Source organism: Brevundimonas vesicularis, from assembly GCF_900445985.1.
Taxonomy (GTDB): domain Bacteria; phylum Pseudomonadota; class Alphaproteobacteria; order Caulobacterales; family Caulobacteraceae; genus Brevundimonas; species Brevundimonas vesicularis_D.
On sequence record NZ_UAQP01000014.1, the window covers coordinates 334755 to 351845 of the forward strand.

At 67.8% G+C, this 17091-nt stretch carries 15 protein-coding genes; 4 read left to right on the forward strand and 11 right to left on the reverse strand.

Going from position 1 to position 17091, the window contains the following annotated elements; all coding sequences use genetic code 11:
• Positions 1-201 precede the first annotated feature (201 nt).
• From sucD to DT343_RS10745, 7 genes are all read right to left on the reverse strand, one after another.
• The gene (sucD, locus tag DT343_RS10715) at positions 202-1104 is read right to left on the reverse strand and encodes a succinate--CoA ligase subunit alpha (RefSeq protein WP_017506566.1); all 903 of its coding nucleotides are present in this window, start codon (positions 1102-1104) and stop codon (positions 202-204) included.
• 18 nt (positions 1105-1122) lie between these two features.
• The gene (locus tag DT343_RS10720) at positions 1123-1548 is read right to left on the reverse strand and encodes a PIN domain-containing protein (protein ID WP_112862884.1); all 426 of its coding nucleotides are present in this window, start codon (positions 1546-1548) and stop codon (positions 1123-1125) included.
• Positions 1538-1792, reverse strand: coding sequence for a hypothetical protein (locus DT343_RS10725; protein WP_112862885.1), 255 nt, complete (start codon positions 1790-1792; stop codon positions 1538-1540). Before DT343_RS10725 ends, DT343_RS10720 begins: the two co-directional genes overlap by 11 nt.
• A gap of 53 nt (positions 1793-1845) precedes the next feature.
• Positions 1846-2763: a hypothetical protein gene (locus DT343_RS10730; RefSeq protein WP_112862886.1), complete on the reverse strand. Its 918-nt coding sequence runs from the start codon at positions 2761-2763 to the stop codon at positions 1846-1848.
• Positions 2764-2796: 33 nt separating this feature from the next.
• Positions 2797-3987 (reverse strand): ADP-forming succinate--CoA ligase subunit beta, encoded by a 1191-nt coding sequence (gene sucC, locus DT343_RS10735; RefSeq protein ID WP_112862887.1) that lies wholly within the window; start codon positions 3985-3987, stop codon positions 2797-2799.
• Between the two features lie 85 nt (positions 3988-4072).
• Entirely contained in the window at positions 4073-5599 is a 1527-nt protein-coding gene (locus DT343_RS10740) for a spinster family MFS transporter (RefSeq protein WP_112862888.1), read from the reverse strand.
• A 142-nt stretch (positions 5600-5741) separates the two neighbouring features.
• Complete coding sequence (locus DT343_RS10745) at positions 5742-7991, reverse strand: TonB-dependent receptor (protein ID WP_112862889.1); 2250 nt, start codon at positions 7989-7991, stop codon at positions 5742-5744.
• 177 nt (positions 7992-8168) lie between these two features.
• Here DT343_RS10745 and DT343_RS10750 point away from each other — a divergent pair, with 177 nt between their 5' ends.
• Positions 8169-8927: a TetR/AcrR family transcriptional regulator gene (locus tag DT343_RS10750; RefSeq protein WP_112862890.1), complete on the forward strand. Its 759-nt coding sequence runs from the start codon at positions 8169-8171 to the stop codon at positions 8925-8927.
• 89 nt (positions 8928-9016) lie between these two features.
• Positions 9017-9781 carry a LytTR family DNA-binding domain-containing protein gene (locus DT343_RS10755; protein ID WP_181669179.1) on the forward strand — a complete coding sequence of 255 codons (765 nt, stop codon included), beginning with the start codon at positions 9017-9019 and terminating at the stop codon, positions 9779-9781.
• A 4-nt stretch (positions 9782-9785) separates the two neighbouring features.
• Here DT343_RS10755 and DT343_RS10760 read toward each other — a convergent pair whose 3' ends face one another.
• Positions 9786-10244, reverse strand: coding sequence for a COG3650 family protein (locus DT343_RS10760; RefSeq protein WP_112862892.1), 459 nt, complete (start codon positions 10242-10244; stop codon positions 9786-9788).
• A gap of 79 nt (positions 10245-10323) precedes the next feature.
• Here DT343_RS10760 and DT343_RS10765 point away from each other — a divergent pair, with 79 nt between their 5' ends.
• Positions 10324-11454: a DNA cytosine methyltransferase gene (locus DT343_RS10765; protein ID WP_112863786.1), complete on the forward strand. Its 1131-nt coding sequence runs from the start codon at positions 10324-10326 to the stop codon at positions 11452-11454.
• Between the two features lie 69 nt (positions 11455-11523).
• Here the strand turns inward: DT343_RS10765 and DT343_RS10770 are convergent, their stop codons facing one another.
• The 3 genes from DT343_RS10770 to DT343_RS10780 all read right to left on the reverse strand — a co-directional run bounded on the left by DT343_RS10770 (position 11524) and on the right by DT343_RS10780 (position 15407).
• Positions 11524-11883, reverse strand: coding sequence for a DUF1318 domain-containing protein (locus tag DT343_RS10770; protein WP_112862893.1), 360 nt, complete (start codon positions 11881-11883; stop codon positions 11524-11526).
• A 33-nt stretch (positions 11884-11916) separates the two neighbouring features.
• Positions 11917-12105: a YnbE family lipoprotein gene (locus DT343_RS10775; RefSeq protein WP_055754620.1), complete on the reverse strand. Its 189-nt coding sequence runs from the start codon at positions 12103-12105 to the stop codon at positions 11917-11919.
• 77 nt (positions 12106-12182) lie between these two features.
• Positions 12183-15407, reverse strand: a complete 3225-nt coding sequence (locus DT343_RS10780) for an intermembrane phospholipid transport protein YdbH family protein (RefSeq protein ID WP_112862894.1) — start codon at positions 15405-15407, stop codon at positions 12183-12185.
• A gap of 318 nt (positions 15408-15725) precedes the next feature.
• On the opposite strand from DT343_RS10780, the gene DT343_RS10785 reads away from it, so the two are divergent.
• Complete coding sequence (locus DT343_RS10785; protein WP_112862895.1) at positions 15726-17081, forward strand: M23 family metallopeptidase; 1356 nt, start codon at positions 15726-15728, stop codon at positions 17079-17081.
• Positions 17082-17091: the final 10 nt, after the last annotated feature.

Below are 17091 nucleotides of genomic sequence, written 5' to 3' on the forward strand. Positions count from 1 at the left end.
GTCGTTTCCTGACGGGTCATGACCGAAACGGGGCAATTTGGTAGGAAATTGGTCGCAGGCCCAAGAAAAAACGCCCCCGGCCTGAACCGAGGGCGTCCATCGATGCGTCACACGGCATTTTTGATGCCGAAAAGGCGCTCAAGCAGCGAGCCGCCGCGCGGCGAGCGATAGCGCCCGCGCGCAGCGCGCACTTGGAAAGGCTTAGCCCTTCAGCACTTCGACCAGGGTCTTGCCGAGGCGCGCGGGCGATTCCGACATGCGGATGCCGGCGGCTTCCATCGCCGCGATCTTGGATTCCGCATCGCCCTTGCCGCCCGAGACGACGGCGCCGGCGTGGCCCATGGTGCGGCCCTTCGGCGCCGTGCGGCCCGCGATGAAGCCGGCCATCGGCTTCTTGCGGCCCTTCTTGGCTTCGTCGATCAGGAACTGGGCGGCGTCTTCTTCCGCGCCGCCGCCGATTTCGCCGATCATGATGATCGAGGTGGTTTCCTCGTCGGCCAGGAACAGCTCCAGCACGTCGATGAACTCGGTGCCCTTGACCGGGTCGCCGCCGATGCCGACGGCCGTGGTCTGGCCCAGGCCTTCGTTGGTGGTCTGGAACACGGCTTCATAGGTCAGGGTGCCCGAACGCGACACGATGCCGACCGAGCCCTTCTTGAAGATGTTGCCCGGCATGATGCCGATCTTGCACTCGTCCGGCGTCAGGATGCCGGGGCAGTTCGGGCCCAGCAGGCGCGACTTGGAGCCTTCCAGGCGACGCTTGACCTTGACCATGTCCATCACCGGGATGCCCTCGGTGATGCAGGTGATGAAGGGGATTTCGGCGTCGATGGCTTCGATGATCGCAGCGGCCGCGCCCGACGGCGGGACGTAGATCACCGAGGCGTCGGCGCCCGTGGCGTCACGGGCTTCGGCGACCGAGGCGTAGATCGGCAGGCTCTCACCGTGCGATCCGGTCCAGTTCGTGCCGCCCTTGGAGGGGTGCACGCCGGCTACCATCTGGGTGCCGTGATAGGCCAGGGCCTGTTCGGTGTGGAAGCCGCCGGTCTTGCCGGTCAGGCCCTGGACGATGATCTTGGTGTTCTTGTCGACGAGGATGGACATGAGGTCTCGCTGGTTGGGTTAGGCGGGAAGGAAAGGGTTTTCGACGCGGACCGACCCATAGGTCTGCCCGTGACAGAGGTCTTCGGAATAAAGCACCTTGGCGCCCAGGCGCTCGGCTGCGGCGATGATCGCGCCGTCCCAATAGGACAGTTGGTAGCGACGCGCGTTGGCGATGCCGGCGACGACCACTTCGGGCGTGACCGGCTGGCAAGGCTTCAAGGCGATGACCCGAATCCACTCGCGCGCCTCGTCTGACGTCAACGGCGGCGCGCCCTTTCGGGTCGAGACACTGTAGAATTCGGTCAACACCTGGCCCGAGGTGCAATAGTCCTCGGTCAGCGCGATCTCACGCGCCCGCTCCCAACGATGACCCGCATGCTCCTGCCCCAAGGCGGCGTAGAGCAGGATGTTGGTGTCGAGAAAGACATCGGAATTAGCGATCAAACCGCCGATCCCCACTGTAGATCTCGTCGCGCTTTCCGGGACGCCAATCGCCCATACGGCCCTTGGATTGGTCAATCAGCTTCAGCAGCGCCTCGCGCGCCTCGTCCTTCGAGGTTTCCTGCTCGACCCACTGGGTCAGGAAACCGCGCACCGCCTCGTTGACGGTCGTCCGCTTCATGGCGGCCAGCACCCGCACCTTGTCGAGCAGGGCGTCGTCGATGGCGAGGGTGATGTTGCGGGTCATGACCTTACACGGGTTATGTGGAGCACATAGGCTGTGGAGGGCTGGCGGGCAAGTCAGTCGCGCACCGACCTTGGCTCGTGCGGGATGTCCAACAGCAGGCCCAGCCCGCGCAGGACAGCCTCCTGCAGGCGGGTCAGGCTGTAGAGTCTGGCGAACAGGGCGCGCTCTCCGCCGGTGTCGCGCGCGGCGGCATAGGTCGCTTGTTGACGACGACGGCGACGTCCGATCTCGACCGTGTCGCCTGCGGTCAGGCGCCGGTCCCACTTGGCCCGCCAGGCGTCCAGGCTGATGGCGTCGTAGTGCAGCAGCCGCACGGGCCGGCCGGTGCGCGGATCGCGCGGTCGCGCGGCCTTCAGCGGAACCTCGTTCCGCTTGGCTTCGTGGATGCAGGGGGTGGCGCAGTCCAGTCCGCGCCGCAGCGCATATTTGCCCATGTGGTGGCCCAGCAGACCCCTCACGAAAAAGGCCCCCGCGCCCGGGTAGAGCAGATGGCCAAGCTCGGACCAGCCTGGCCCGCTGTAGGATTTGCGCGCCAGGACGGCGCCGTATTCGCGGTTCAGGTCGTCGCCGGCGCGCCACACCGCCTCGACCGTGGGAAAGATCGCCAGATCGCGCCCGGCTGGCACGGTCTGAAGCGCAGCGGCTAGATCGACCGGCTCGAAGATCAGCTCGTCGATATCCACGACCACCAGCCAATCGGCCTCCAGGTCGCGATAGGCGTCGGCGTAGACGATGCGCTGGCGGGCCTCGACCGAGGCGGGATGACCGCCGCGCGCCGCCCAAAAGGCGTCGTCGCAGATGATCAGCTCGTCGTCGGATAAGCCGACGGCCTTCGGGTGAGGGGCGGCGCACGCGGGTCCGTCGAAATAGACCCGCACGCGCTGGGCGCCCCTCGCCCGGTAATGATCGACGAAGACGCCGATGTGTCGTTCGGGGGCCAGGGCCATGGCGACGACGTCGAAGCGCGTCATCGTCGCTAGACCCGGCCGCCGGCTATCGACAGGTCAGCCGACCGCCGCGACTATCTTCTGGGCGGCGTCGTCGAGGTCGTCGGCGGCCTGAATGGTCAGACCCGACTCGTTCAGGATTTTCTTGCCCAGTTCGGCGTTGGTGCCTTCCAGACGCACGACCAGCGGCACCTTCAGGCCCACTTCCTTCACGGCCGCGACCACGCCCTCGGCGATGACGTCGCACTTCATGATGCCGCCGAAGATGTTGACCAGGATGCCCTGGACGTTCGGGTCGGCGGTGATGATCTTGAAGGCCGCAGCGACCTTCTCCTTGCCGGCGCCGCCGCCGACGTCGCAGAAGTTGGCCGGCTCCTTGCCGTACAGCTTGATGATGTCCATCGTCGCCATGGCCAGACCGGCGCCGTTGACCATGCAGCCGATGTTGCCGTCCAGCGAGACGTAGGCGAGATCCCACTTGGACGCTTCGATCTCCTTGGCGTCTTCTTCGGTTTCGTCGCGCAGGGCCTTGATGTCGTCGTGGCGGAACAGGGCGTTGCCGTCGAAGCTGACCTTGGCGTCCAGAACGCGCAGATGGCCGTCCTTCATCACGATCAGGGGGTTCACCTCCAGCATGTCCATGTCCTTCTCGACGAAGGCCTTGTACAGGGCGGGGAACAGCGACTTGGCGTCTTCGGCCGCGGCGCCCGTCAGGCCGTAGGCGGCGGTGATGGCGGCGACGTCGGCGTCGGTCACGCCCGCGCTCGGGTCGATGACGATGTTCTGGATCTTCTCGGGCGTGTCATGGGCGACGGTTTCGATGTCCATGCCGCCTTCGGTCGAGACGACGAAGGCGATGCGGCCATAGGCGCGATCGACCAGCAGCGAGCAGTACAGTTCACGCTCGATGTCGGCGCCGTCCTCGATGTAGAGGCGGTTGACCTGCTTTCCGGCGTCGCCCGTCTGGGCGGTGACCAGGGTGTTGCCCAGCATTTCCTTGGCGTGGGCGACGGCTTCCTCGACCGAGAAGGCCAGGCGAACGCCGCCCTTGGCGTCGGCCGGCAGTTCCTTGAACTTGCCCTTTCCACGGCCGCCGGCGTGGATCTGCGACTTCACGACATAGAGCGGACCGGGCAGCGACTTGGCGGCCGCCTCGACCTGATCGACCGACGTCACCGCGACGCCTTCGGCGACGGGAGCGCCGAAGCCTTTGAGGACCTGCTTGGCCTGATATTCGTGAATGTTCATGGGGGACCGTCGCAACCGCTGCTGGGAGAGTTGCGGGGCTTATAGGCCCCACCCCTTCGCAGGTGCAACCGTCCACAGGCCCCCTTTAGTCGACCCAGTCCTTCTTGAGGGTGCGCGACGCCCCGATCAGCAGGATCGCGGCCAGCACATAGAAGCCCATGCCCGTGTAGATCGCCCAGCGCAGGCTTTCCTCGCCGAAGCGCGGGGCCAGCAGGTCGCTCATCCAGCCGAAATAGTAGAAGCCGACCGCGATCCCGAGCAGATTGTTCAGCAGCAGGAACAGGGCCGAGGCCGTCGAGCGCATGGCCGCCGGCACCAGATGCTGGACCGCCGCCGTGATCGGGCCCAGCCAGGCCAGGTTCAGTCCTGTCGGCAACAGGAAGATCAGGAAGGCCAGGGTCAACTGCTGAACGTGGCTGCCGCCGCCGGGCAGAACCAGACCGATCAGCCACGGCGAGTTCATCGCCAGGATGAAGCACGGCGCCGAGATCAGGAAGGCGACGGCGGGCGTCAGCGGATAGGCGCCCTTGCCCTTCTTGGACAGCTTGTCGGCGATCATGCCGCCCAGCCAGATGCCCAGGATGCCGCCGATCAGGGCGATTCCGGAATAATAGATGCTGGTCTGTTTCAGGGTCAGGTCGAAGCTGCGCATGAAGAACAACGGCAGCCAGCCGGCAACGCCATAGCCGCACACCGACGACGAGGCGGCGCCCAGGCCCAGCAGCCAGAAGCTGGGCTTCTTGATCACTACCGAGGCGGTGCGCCGCGCGATCATCAGCGAGATGCCGATCACCACCGCCAGCAGGCCGCCGAACGCCAGCACCAGCGGATTGCCGAGCGACAGGCCCATCAGCCAGCTCAAGGCGCCGAGGATCAGCAGACCGGCGCCGAGACCCAGCATGATCTGGGCGGCGATCTTGCCGGCCCGGTCCGTACCAACGGGAGCCGAGGCCAGGGCCGCGACCTGGGCCTCGGTCTTGATGGCGTCCGTCCCGCCGCGCCTGGGATCCCGCACCGTCAGACGCAGCAGGGGCGCGACCAGCACGCCCAGCAGGCCGACCACGATGAAGGCCGTGCGCCAGCCGTAGGTCGCCGCCAGCAGGCCGCCGACCAGGGTCCCCGCCGCCATGCCCAGCGGAATGCCGAAGGCGAAGGCCGCCATGGCCCGCGCGCGCTGATGCGGCGGGAAGTAGTCGGCGATCAGCGAATAGGCCGGGGCCACGCCGCCCGCCTCGCCGATGCCCACGCCCATCCGGCACAGGAATAGCTGGCCGAACGACCCGGCCATGCCGCACAGGGCGGTGAAGCCCGACCAGACGGCCAGGGCGCCGGTCATGATCCAGACCCGGCTGAACCGGTCCGCCAGCCAGGCCAGGGGAATGGCCAATGTCGAATAGACCGAGGCGAAGGCGATGCCGCCCAACAGGCCGAACTGGCTGTCGGACATGCCGAACTCTTCTTTCAGCGGCGCGGCCAGGATGCCGATGATCTGGCGATCCAGGAAGTTCAGCATGTAGATCAGGATCAGGACCGCCAGCACATAGTAGCGGTAGCCGGGCCGCTCAGGCCGCTCGGGCCGCGCCTCCTGGACCGTCAGCGTCTCCGTCGTCATCGGCGTTTCCCCTCGGCGTCTTGTTGTTCGTTGCGGCGAGCCTATCCGCAAGTCCGGCCTGTGCAAAATAGGCCCCATGAAGCGAAAAAGGGCGGCGGCCCGGAGACCGCCGCCCCTCGTCGTCAGGCGTTATGGATGTGGATCAGAACTTCAGACCCAGGGTCGCCGTGACGGTGCGCGGCGGGCCGTAGAAGCCGATGATCGAGTCGCCAGTCAGGGCACCGGGGAAGGTGTAGCCGCCGACGCGATAGCGTTCATCGCCCAGGTTCTTGCCGTGGACGCCGAAGGTCAGGCGATCGTCTGACGAGGTCCAGACGATGCTGGCGTCATACATCCAGTAGGCGTCCTGATCGAGCAGCGGCGCGGGCGTTTCAAACTGCTGGTAGGCGCCGCGATAGGCGACCGACGGGATGAAGGCGATCGACGAGCCGTTCTCCATGACCCAGTTGTAGTTGGCCGAGATCGATCCGGTCCATTCCGGCGTGTTCTGGAAGTCGCGCTGCGACGACACATCGACGAAGCAGCCGACCGCTGTGGGGCAGGTCGTGTTCAGCGGGCCGGTCGGAATGTAGGCCAGGAACTGGTCGAACTTGGCGTCGATGTAGCTTAGCGAGGCGTTGAAGGTCAGGGCGTCGGTAGCGCGCACGCGGCCTTCGAACTCCCAACCGCGGATCGAGGACGAGCCGACATTGTCCACCACCGAGGCGATCGTCGCGCCGGCTGGATACTGGGTCGTGATCTGCTGGTTCTCGTAGCTGGAATCGAAGATCGCGGTGGCGAAGGTCAGGCGACGATCCAGCAGCGACCCCTTCAGGCCGACTTCGTAGGTCTCGACCGTTTCCGGCGCATAGCCGTTGACGGTGGCGGGATACAGGACCGCATCGCCACGCATGTCGAAACCGCCCGACTTGAAGCCCTCGCCCCACGAAGCGTAGGCCGTCAGATCCGGGCCGAACTTGTAGTTGACCGAGACGCGCGGCGTGAACTTCTCGAACTCGCGCGTGCGGGTGTAGTTGGTGCGGGGAGCCTCGCCCAAGAACGGCACGGCGGTCGCATTGCCGAAATAGGGGCTGCGGATACCCAAGTAACGCTGACGGAAGACGGTGCCTTCCTTCTCATCCTTGGTGAAGCGTCCGCCGACCGAGACCGACAGGGCGTCGGTGACATCATAGGAGAAGTCGGCGAAGGCGGCATAGCTCTTGGTCGCCACCGAACCCGAAGTCAGGGTCGTCAGATTGGCCAGACCCACGACGGTGTCGAACGCGCCCGAGGCGTTGGCGTCCATGTAGAAGACGCCGGCGACGCCGTTCAGGCGGCCCGCGCTGACCAGAACCTGGAATTCCTGGCTGAACTGGTCGTCGTCATAGGCGGCCGGGATGTCGAGGATGGGCTGAGGCAGGTTGTCGAAGTCGATGTTGCCGCGCGTTAGGCCTTCACGATAGGCGGTGATCGACTTGAAGGTTAACATGTCGCTCATCTCCCATTCGCCGGTCAGCGACACGCCGCGCGTCTGAACGCGGTTCTTGTCGCCGGCGCCGGCGTTGGTGTCATAGACGTCGGCGGGCGACGGAGCGACTTCGCGGTGACCGTGGCGCGCGTTGGAATCGTCGTTCACCAGATCACCGGCCAAACGGAAGAACAGACTGTCGGTCGGGCTCCATTCCGCGCTGGCGCGGAAGGCGGTGACGTCCTTGTTGTAGTGTTCATTGCCTGTGTTCAGGTTCTTGCCGTAGCCGTCGCGCAGATAGCGGGCCAGGGCGGCCGAGACCTTGAACTCGTCGCTGAACGGCAGCTGGGCGCTGGCGATCACGTCGCGCTGGTTATAGCTGCCGTACGAGGCGCGCAGGCGTCCCTCGGGCTCGTCGGCATCGATGCGGCTGGTGACGTATTTGATGGCGCCGCCGATGGTGTTGCGGCCGTAAAGCGTGCCTTGCGGACCGCGCAGCACCTCGACCCGCTCCACGTCGAAGATGTCCAGAACGGCGGCCTGGGGACGGGCCACATAGACGTCGTCGATATACAGGCCGACACCGGGATCGAAGCCCCACAACGGATCCTGTTGGCCCACGCCGCGAATGAAGGAGATCAGGGTCGAGTTCGAGCCCCGCGCGGCGTTCAGCGTCAGGCTCGGCGTCGAGCGCGCCAGTTCGGTGATGTCCAGGGCGCCGCGCGCCTCAAGCTGTTCGCCGGTGACGGCGGTCACGGCGACCGGCACGTCCTGCAGGCTTTCCGCGCGGCGGCGCGCGGTGACGACGATGTCGTCGACGGTCGCCGCGCTCTGGTCGACGTTCGCGGCCTGAGCGGCCGCCTCCGCGTCCTGGGCGACAGTGGCCCCCGCAAGCACGCCCCACGCCGCGCCGGCCAGCAGCGCGCACTTCACATGACGGTTCATGATCCTAGACCCCTTTGTCGTTTCCAGCCCGATGGACGCTTTTATTCAGCGTTCAATGATTTTCACGGAACCTACCCGGTTTCGGCCGTCTGTCAAACACTGGACTGACGCAGCGTCACTTGGATCGTCAACCGTGGCGCCGTTGCACCGTCGCGGTCGTGCGCCTAGCCTTGCCGGATGAGCAAGCCGGACGCCGCCGCCCCCCTTCCCCGCCCCGTCGCCGCCGCGCGTCGCAAGGCGGCAGGCGCTGCACCGGCGCGGCGCGGCCGCCCGCCCAAGGCCGAGGCCAAGGCGGCGGGCGAGACGCGCGATCTGATCCTGGATGCGGCGGAGGACCTGTTTTCCAAACACGGCTTCTACGGCGTCACCATCCGCGAGGTGGCGCGCGAGGCGGGCGTCGACACGGCCCTGGTCCACTACTATTTTGGGGCCAAGCGCGAGCTGTTCGACGCCGTCTTCCTGCGCCGGGCCGAAGTCTGGAACGACGACCGTGTCGCCGCCATCGACCGCTATGCCGAGACGGCCGGCGACGACATGACGCTGGAAGGCTTGCTGGAAGCCTTCCTGCGGCCGCCGTTCGAATGGTCGTTGAAGGGCGGACCGGGCTGGAAGCACTATTCCGCCCTGGTGGCCCAGACCAACGCCAACCCCAGCTTCGGCGGCGAGACCATGGCGCGCTATTTCGACCCGGCCATCCACCGGCTGATCGAACTGATCGCCAAGGTGCTGCCGGGCGCCAGCGAGGTCGACCTGTACTGGGGCTATCACAATCTGTCGGGCGCCCTGACCCTGACGTTGGGCGAGACGGGACGTCTGGACCGGCTGTCGAACGGGCGGGCGCGATCGGGCGATCTGGAGACGGCGGGCGACTATATGGTCCGGTTCGCGGCGGCCGGGTTCAGGGCCGTGGTCGGGATGTCGTCGCGCCAAGGCTGATCGTTGACGCCAGTGCCGGCGCGCGCCCGGCTTTCGCCCGGCCGAAAATCATGGTCTCAAGGCCCGACCTACAGATGCCGAAAGCTGCCATGACGCCCCCTGCCGCCGACCGCCGCCGCACCTTTGTGCGCGGGCTCATTGTGGCCGCGCTCGGGGGCGTGTTTCTGGCGGTCACCGGCGCCTTCGGCAGCGCGGGCGCATCCTTGCCCCTGCGTCTCGTCTATTGGGTGCTGGTCATGGTGCTGGGCGGGCTGTGGGGGCATCTGTGCGGCATGCTTGTCAGCCGGTTTGTGGATTCGGATGAGCGGCCATGGCTGAGCATCGCGGTCATGGTTGTCGTGATCACCGGGCCGCTGTGCGTCATCGTTTGGGCGGCGACGGGCCTGTTCTTCGCCCAGAGGCTCTATCCGCTGGCGGTGCTGCCGCAGCTGATCGTGCCTGTGTTGGTCATTACGGCGGCGGTGACGACGTTGAACGTCTTTTTGGGGCGGGCCGTGCCGGTCCAGACCCATGCGGCGGCGCCTGAGACAGCGGCCCGCCCGGTTCGGTTTCTGGACCGTTTGCCCATCAAGCTGAAAGGCGCGACGATCCGGGCGGTGCAGGCCGAGGACCACTATCTGCGCATCCATACCGACCGGGGATCGGACCTGATCCTGATGCGGCTGTCGGACGCGGTGGAGGAGCTGGAGGGGCTGGAGGGCGCCCAGACGCACCGCAGCTGGTGGGTGGCGCGCGAGGCGGTGCGCGCCGTCGAACGCGGCGACGGCCGCGCGACCCTGACGCTGGACGGCGGCCTGTCGGCGCCGGTCAGCCGCCGCTACGCCCGGATGCTGCGCGACGCCGAATGGTGGTGACGCTTTAGGGCGCGGGCTGGGTGGTCAGCATCGACGCGGGCGCCGCGCAGCCGGTCAGCTCGTCGTCCCCAATCTCGACCTTGGCCGTCAGCGGATAGGTGCGGTCGCTCATGCCGTCCGAACATTCGGTGGCGATCAGCACGACGTTCAGCGCCTTGTTCAGATTGGTCGAGCTGGCGAAGGTCGCGACCGTGCCTTGGACCGTCGCGCCATGGTTCGGCGCGCGCTGGGTCGGCTGATCGACGCGGGTGTAGATCAGGGCGTCCGACGTGATCTCCACGCCCCAAAAGGGTTCGGTCCCCAGCGCCCGCACCGGCTGGCCCAGATCGACGCCGCCCAGAGTGACGGCGGCCTGAGGCTGCGGCGCCGGCTTGGGCTTGGAATCCTCGCGGTCGTAACAGGCGCTGAGCGAGAGGCCGGCCACGGCGATGGCGAGCGGGGCGGCGAGCGGAATGAGGCGCATGACGGCTCCTTTTGGTTCGGGCGCAGGTGAGGTCCCGGCCGCCCTCGGTCAAGGGGCGCGGCTGGGTTATGCTGATCCCATGTCGATTCGCCCCACCGCATTGGAGTTCTTCGCCGGAGGCGGCCTGGCGGGGCTGGGACTGTCCGCCGCCGGCATCGACACCGTCTTCGCCAACGACATGGACGCGGCCAAGGCGCGCGCCTTCACGGCCAATCATCCGCATACCCCGTTTCGTCAGGGCGATGTCTGGAGCCTGACCGTCGACGATCTGCCGGGACGGCCCGACATGGCCTGGGCTTCGTCACCCTGTCAGGACGTCAGCCTGGCGGGCGCGCGCGGCGGGCTGGAGGCCGGGCGGTCGGGCGCCTTCTGGGGCTTCTGGCGGCTGATGCAGGGGCTGGCGGCCGAGGGACGCGGCCCGCGCGTGATCGTGCTGGAGAACGTCATCGGCCTGCTGACTTCCGGGCCAAGGACCGAAGTGGGGCGGGATTTCGCGGCCGTCTGCACGGCAATGGTCGAGGCGGGCTTTACGGTCGGTGCGCTGGAGATGGACGCCGCCCACTGGCTGCCCCAGTCGCGGCCGCGTCTTTTCGTGGTGGCCATTCAGGGCGAGGCGCCGCGCGCGGCCGGTCCGACCCAGCCCTTCCATTCAGCGCGTCTTATCGCCGCCCACGCGCGCCTGCCCGAGGCGGTGAAGGCCGCCTGGGCCTGGTGGTCGCTGCCTGCGCCGTCGCAGCGCAATCTGGATCTGGCGGCCATGCTGGAGCCGGACGACGCCGTACACTGGCTGGATGATGCGGACGCCATCCTGGCCCTGGCCGCGCCGCTGCACCGCGCCCGGATCGCGTCGGCCCTGGCGTCTGGACAGCGTTGCGTCGGCGCCGCCTATCGCCGGGTGCGGACCGAGAACGGCCACAAGGTCCAGCGTCTGGAAATCCGGTTCGATGGTCTGGCCGGATGCCTGAGGACGCCGGCCGGCGGCTCGTCGCGTCAATATGTGGTGGTGTGCGATCGGGGCTTGGCGCGGGTTCGGCGGCTGACCGGGCGCGAGGCTGCGCGGCTGATGGGCGTGTCGAACGACTATCACCTGCCGTCGAGTGAAAGCGCGGCGCTGAAGCTGATGGGCGATGCGGTTGCCGTGCCGGTGGTCAGGGCGCTCACCGAAGGGCTGCTGCTGCCGGCGCTGATGGATCGACGCGCCGCCGCCTGACGCCGTCACTGATCGCCAGATAAAAACACCCCCCGGGATATCGCCCGAGGGGTGGGAAACATGCGGTAGTTAGCGCTGGACCCACTGGCCTTGGGCGTTGCGGTACCATTGGCCCGAGGAGATGCGAGGCAGCAGCTGGGCCTCGAACATCCGTGCCCCGGCGACATCCGCCGATGTGCCCGCGTCGGCGGCGCTGCGGGCATAGGCGGCGCGGCGGCCGGAGTTGGTGGCGTCGACCGCGGCGCGCAGGCTGGCGTCCGAGGTCGGGGTGCGGAAGCCCAGATAACCGTCGGCCTGCTCACCCACTGTGCCAGCGGCCTTGGCCTGGTCGATCTGCGCCTTCTGGGCGCTGGTCTGGGCGAGGGCGGCGCCCGCGACGCCCAGAGCCGCGACGGCGGCGCCGATGACGAAGAGTTTGCGGAAGGTCATGTCAGCCTGTCCCTTTCAGAGAGAAGCGGGAAATCAGAAGAGATTGGGGTTCTGCTGCAACAGCTGCTGCAGCTCCTGGTCCAGCCGAACGCGCACGTCGGCGTCCAGCTTGGCGTAGATCTGGATCGGCGCGACCTCAAGACGGATGGTCGGGGCGCAGGCCGCGAGGGCGACGACGACGGCTCCGAAACCGAGGCCGGCCAGTTGGCGCTTGTGGATCATGACGTGGGCTCCGGTTCGGCCGAGGGTGATGTCTCTAATAGTACGCCGTCCAATGAACGCGCGCTGAATGGTGAAGTTCAATCGGCAGGCGTCGGGATGGGCGGCGAGACGGGCGCGGGCGTCGCATCCTGTTGACCCTGGCGGGCGCGATTGACGGCCAGCAGATCCGAGATCAGCTGGTTGGCGTTCAGGGTAGTGTCCAGCGTCAGATCGATCTGGGTGTTCGACGGCAGAGGCAGTTTGCGATTCAGAAACTGGCGGCTGATCAGCTCAGGCAGCGTCAGGCGCAACTCCTGGCGCTGGGGCGGATCGTGGCGACCGCGGATGTGGAACAGGACCGCCAGACGGCCGCCGTCCAGGCTGTTCACATCGGCGCTGAGCTGATCGAAGGACAGATTTTCCATCGCCTGATAGGCCAGGTCCTCGACGACGTTTTCCGACACCTCGCCGCCCCCGCCGCTGGCGGCGACATCGGTCAGGACGTCCCGCTTGATCGACAGGCGGCCCGGCTGGACCGCCTCCAGCTTGCCGGCGGTGATCTTGAGCCCGCGCTTGGGGTCCATGATGAAGGGCAGGCGGCCCGAGACGACGGCGTCCAGCTGAACCTTGTCGTCAAAGCCGGTGTCGGCGACAATATCGCCGAGCTGCACCCGATCCAGCACGATCACGCCGCTGTAGGGCTGGGTCGCGTCCAGCGGGACGGTGAAGGGCTCGACCGAGACGGTCCCGCCGCCGGCGACGACCTGGGCGCCGTCGATCAGCACCCCGGCCTCATTGACCGAGAAGGTCACATCCAGCGCCGTGACGGCCGTGCCGACGGCGAGGCTGTCGGCCGTCAGCTTCTGGTTCGGGGCGGTGATCAGGGGTGTCAGGCTGCTGAAGACGATGTCGCCGCGCAGCCCCTTCACGGCCCCGACCGGACTGACGAAATCCAGGCCCGGCGTGACCAGATGGCCGCTCGAGGTCGGTTCGGCGTTCTTGGTCCAGTCGAAACGGCCGTCGAAGCTGACGGCCCCCTCGACCGGCGACTGCAGGAAGTCGGCGGCGAGCGGGCTGAGCATCGCCGGCTGAAGCCCATGCTCGGCGAAGGTCACCTTCGGGGCGGTGATGACGATGCCGCCTGCGCCAACGCGCCCATCGTGCGCCAGCGTCAGGCGGCCGAGATCATAGGCGGCGGCCGCGCCCGTGCCCTTCAGATCGAAAGCGCCGCTCCAGCGTTCGTTGGCCAGGGTCGCCCGACCCTTGGCGAACAGGGGTTCGAACCGTTCGGGCGTCAGGGCGTCGATGACGCGGGCGGCGGCCACGTCGGCGGTCAGGCCGATCCCCGCCTTGGTTCCGTCGACGGTGACACGGCCCGAGGCGTCGGCGAACCGCATGCCGAGGAAGGGCGCCTGGGCCGAGACTTGGGCGAAACCGCCCGCGACGCGCCAGACGCCGTCCTTGGACGTCAACAGCGGACCGCCCTGGGGACACAGTTTGCCGGCGACCTGATGCACGTCGTTCTCGTCCAGCTCCAGCCGCTCGACGGTCAGATCGACGCAGTCCGATGTCGCATAGGTCAGCCGGCCGGCGTTCAGGGCCAGGACGCCGCGCGTCCGGGCGTCGATGCCGCGCGCCAGGTCGAAATCCAGTCGGGCGCGACCGTCCAGCGTCGCTTCGAACCCGCCCTCGGTAAGACGCCAGTTCGGGATCGCGACGGACATTTCCGGCAGGCCCTTGCCGCGCGTTGCGGTCAGGGTCAGCGCCCCGCCGCCCAGCCGCCCCGGCTCGGCCTGATAGGCGCCGCCCTGACCTTGGGCCACCGTCAGGACGCCGCCGTTGGCGGGCGTCAGGGTCACGGGACGCGTCAGGGCGACGGTCGTGCCGGCCGCGCCCGTGGCGAAGCGGATGGCGGGCGCGTTCAGGGCGAAGCGTCCCAGCGCACGTTTCATCTCAGCCAGCTCGGCGATGTCGTCGGGGCCGACCGCGCCGAACAGGGGCCAGGCCCCGTCGGCCGCGCGCAGCGATCCGTTCGCCGCGATCTGAACCCCGCCGTCGCTGACCACGTCCAGATCCAGGTCGGCGCGGCCGCGCTTCAGCGCCAAGTCGCCGAAACCGAAACGGTCGAAGGTCGCGCTCAAAGGGCCTGTCGCCTCGAAGGCCGCATCCTTGCCGCCCAAGGCTAGGTCGCGCGACGTCAACGACAATCCGCCGATTGTCGTCTGACCCGTCCGTCCCGAACCGGCGGTCAGGGCCAGCGGCCCCTGCACGCGCCAGCGCACGGCGTCGTCACGCGACACCGTCAACTTGCCCCGCGTCGCCGTCGCGGCGACATCGGCGATGCGCAGGTCCGCCCCCTCGACGGCCGCCGCCTTCAGCGCGGTCGTGATATCGCCGTCCAGCCGGAAGGTTTCGATCCAGCCGGAGACGACGCCGTCGAACCGGGCGGCGACATCGGCGCTGCGGGCGCTGAGCGTCGGGGTTCCCAGGCGCTCGCCCGTCAGGCGGGCGTCCAGAACCGCCCGGCCGTCGCCGCGCCGCGTCTTCAGATCCGGATAGGGCAGATCGCCGGTCAGCGTCAGCGCAGCCCCCTGCCCTCGGGCCGCCTGTGTCGCGAAGCTGTCGGCGGCGGCCGACAGCTTGATCGCCATCCGGTCGCCGGTCGTGGTCAGGTCCAGAAGGCCGGACAGGCTCTGGGCCTGCGTGTCGCCGCTCTTCAGCGCGGCCTTCGGCAGCCGCGCCGCCAGCCGCATCAGCTTTCCGTCGTCGATCCGGGCGTCAGCCAGCAGGTCGACCGGCCCGTATTCCGTATTCAACCGCCCGCGGCCGCCCTCGACGATGACCAGGGGGCGACGCGAATCCGGGCGCGGCGGTCCGCCGGTGAACTCCTTGATCAGCGGGTCCAGCGAACCGAACGACAACTTTCCGCCCTTCCAGCTGGCCCGGACGACCGGGCGCACCAGACGGATGCGGCTGGGGGTCACGCCCAGGCCCGACCTGGACCACGGCAGGGCGACGGCGTAATCGACCTCTACCCGCTCAACCACGACATCCGGATTGTTGGGATCGCCGATGCGGATGCGGCCGACGAAGCCGTCGATCTCGATCCGCTCCACCTCGACGTCGGCCGGGATGCCGCGCTGGTCCAGCCAGCCGACGAGGACGTTGCGCGCCACCGCGCGGCGATTGAGATAGATCAGGGCCGCCACCACGCCGACCAGCAGCGCCAGGATCAGAACCCCGACGGCGACGGCGCGCAGGACGCGACGGGTCTTGGCCTGCGGCTTTGGCTTTGGCTCGGGCTTGGACGGTGTGTCGGTCAAACGGATCGATCGCGTGATTGAAACAGCGGGCCGCCCACCTTGGTCATCCTTGTCTTCAGCACAAGATCAAAGCGTGACGGTCGGCTTTCGGCGCCCGCTTCCTGCCGGTCAAGCTGGGCCAGATAACGGCGAATCGACCGGTCGGGATCCCTGCACCGTCGAGGTTTGTCCGACGCACGTTAACCGTTTGTAACGGTCTGCTTTCCAAAATGAGACAAGCACGGTATAGGACCGCCTTCGCGCCACGGGCGATACGGCGCGATCTTCGAGAACGAGTAAAGCTTTGGCGCCGAAGGCGTCGCAATACGACGGGGACCGATGGCTCAGTTCGACCCACGCCGCCAGCCGACGCGGCTCGCGCCGCACATGCTTACGGCGGCAGCTGCAATCTCGGTGGCGATGCTCGCCGGTCGAGCCTATCAACCCGCTCAGGCGGAAGAAGTTCCCGCGCTGACCTCGACGCAGATGGCGGCCATGGAAGCCCAGGCCTTCGCCGCTGCGAACGCGCCCGCCGGAATGACCGCGCCCGAGGCCGTCAACGTCCAGATTCGCCGCGGCGAAACCTTCGAGCAGGCCGTGCGCCGCACGGGAGTCGCCCCCGAAGAAGCCAGCGCCGTCGCCGCCACCGTCGCCAACGCCTTCGACCTGGCCGATCTGCGCGCCGGACTGAAGTTCGAGACCGCCATCGCCAAACCGCGCAACGGCCGCGGCGACGCCCGCCTGATCGGCCTGACCATGCGCACCGGCCCGGCGTCGCAACTGACCGTATCGCGCAGCTTCGACGGGGCCCTGCGCCTGCGTTCGCTGGAAGAAAAAGTCACCCACGAGACCGTCGTCCTGAAGGGCGATGTCGAGCGCAGCCTGTCCGCCAGCGCGCGTGAACTGGGCGCCACCGCCTCCATCGTCCGTTCCGCCAGCCGTCTGTTCGCCACCAAGTTCGACATGCAGCGCGACATTCGCGCCTCCGACGAGTTCACCATGGTCTTCGATCGTGAAGTGACCGAGGCCGGCCGCACCGTGGACGTGGGCGACCTGATGTACGCCGAACTGCGCGGCGTCACCTTCTATCGCTTCAAGCCCGCCGGCGCGAAGGAGGCCCAGTTCTTCGACTCTAACGGCAAGAACCTGCGCTCCGCCATGATGCGCACGCCGCTGCAGAACTTCCGCCGCGTATCCTCGGGCTTCGGTTTCCGCACCCACCCGATCTCGGGCTACAAGAAGATGCACCAGGGCATCGACTTCGCCGCCGGAACCGGCACGCCGGTCGTGGCCCCCGCCGATGGCGTCGTGGTCGAGGCGCGCCGCTGGGGCGGCTATGGCAACTGGCTGCGCATCCGCCACAACAACGGCCTGGAAAGCGGCTACGGCCACCTGTCGCGCTACGGCTCGGGCATCCGCGCCGGCCAGCGGGTCAGCCAGGGCCAGATCGTCGCCTATGTCGGCTCGACCGGCGCCTCGACCGGCCCGCACCTGCACTATGAGCTGTGGCGCGGCGGTCAGCGGATCAATCCCGCCGGCGTGCGCACCCAGGAAGGCACCGAATTGGCCGGCGCCGACCTGACCGCCTTCCGCGCCGAAAAGGCCCGCATCGACCGCATCATCGCCTCGGGCGGTCAAAAGCGTCCGGCCATGCAGCAGGCCTCGGCCGAAGGCCTGCGTCCCGCCCGCGTCTGATCCGGCAAAG

Bases quoted from the DNA above. Each gene is read 5' to 3' on its own strand.
- sucD (WP_017506566.1), bottom strand. From the start codon at position 1,104: ATGTCCATCCTCGTCGACAAGAACACCAAGATCATCGTCCAGGGCCTG.
- DT343_RS10725 (WP_112862885.1), bottom strand. From the start codon at position 1,792: ATGACCCGCAACATCACCCTCGCCATCGACGACGCCCTGCTCGACAAG.
- DT343_RS10730 (WP_112862886.1), bottom strand. From the start codon at position 2,763: ATGACGCGCTTCGACGTCGTCGCCATGGCCCTGGCCCCCGAACGACAC.
- sucC (WP_112862887.1), bottom strand. From the start codon at position 3,987: ATGAACATTCACGAATATCAGGCCAAGCAGGTCCTCAAAGGCTTCGGC.
- DT343_RS10740 (WP_112862888.1), bottom strand. From the start codon at position 5,599: ATGACGACGGAGACGCTGACGGTCCAGGAGGCGCGGCCCGAGCGGCCT.
- DT343_RS10745 (WP_112862889.1), bottom strand. From the start codon at position 7,991: ATGAACCGTCATGTGAAGTGCGCGCTGCTGGCCGGCGCGGCGTGGGGC.
- DT343_RS10750 (WP_112862890.1), top strand. From the start codon at position 8,169: ATGAGCAAGCCGGACGCCGCCGCCCCCCTTCCCCGCCCCGTCGCCGCC.
- DT343_RS10755 (WP_181669179.1), top strand. From the start codon at position 9,017: ATGACGCCCCCTGCCGCCGACCGCCGCCGCACCTTTGTGCGCGGGCTC.
- DT343_RS10760 (WP_112862892.1), bottom strand. From the start codon at position 10,244: ATGCGCCTCATTCCGCTCGCCGCCCCGCTCGCCATCGCCGTGGCCGGC.
- DT343_RS10765 (WP_112863786.1), top strand. From the start codon at position 10,324: ATGTCGATTCGCCCCACCGCATTGGAGTTCTTCGCCGGAGGCGGCCTG.
- DT343_RS10770 (WP_112862893.1), bottom strand. From the start codon at position 11,883: ATGACCTTCCGCAAACTCTTCGTCATCGGCGCCGCCGTCGCGGCTCTG.
- DT343_RS10775 (WP_055754620.1), bottom strand. From the start codon at position 12,105: ATGATCCACAAGCGCCAACTGGCCGGCCTCGGTTTCGGAGCCGTCGTC.
- DT343_RS10785 (WP_112862895.1), top strand. From the start codon at position 15,726: ATGGCTCAGTTCGACCCACGCCGCCAGCCGACGCGGCTCGCGCCGCAC.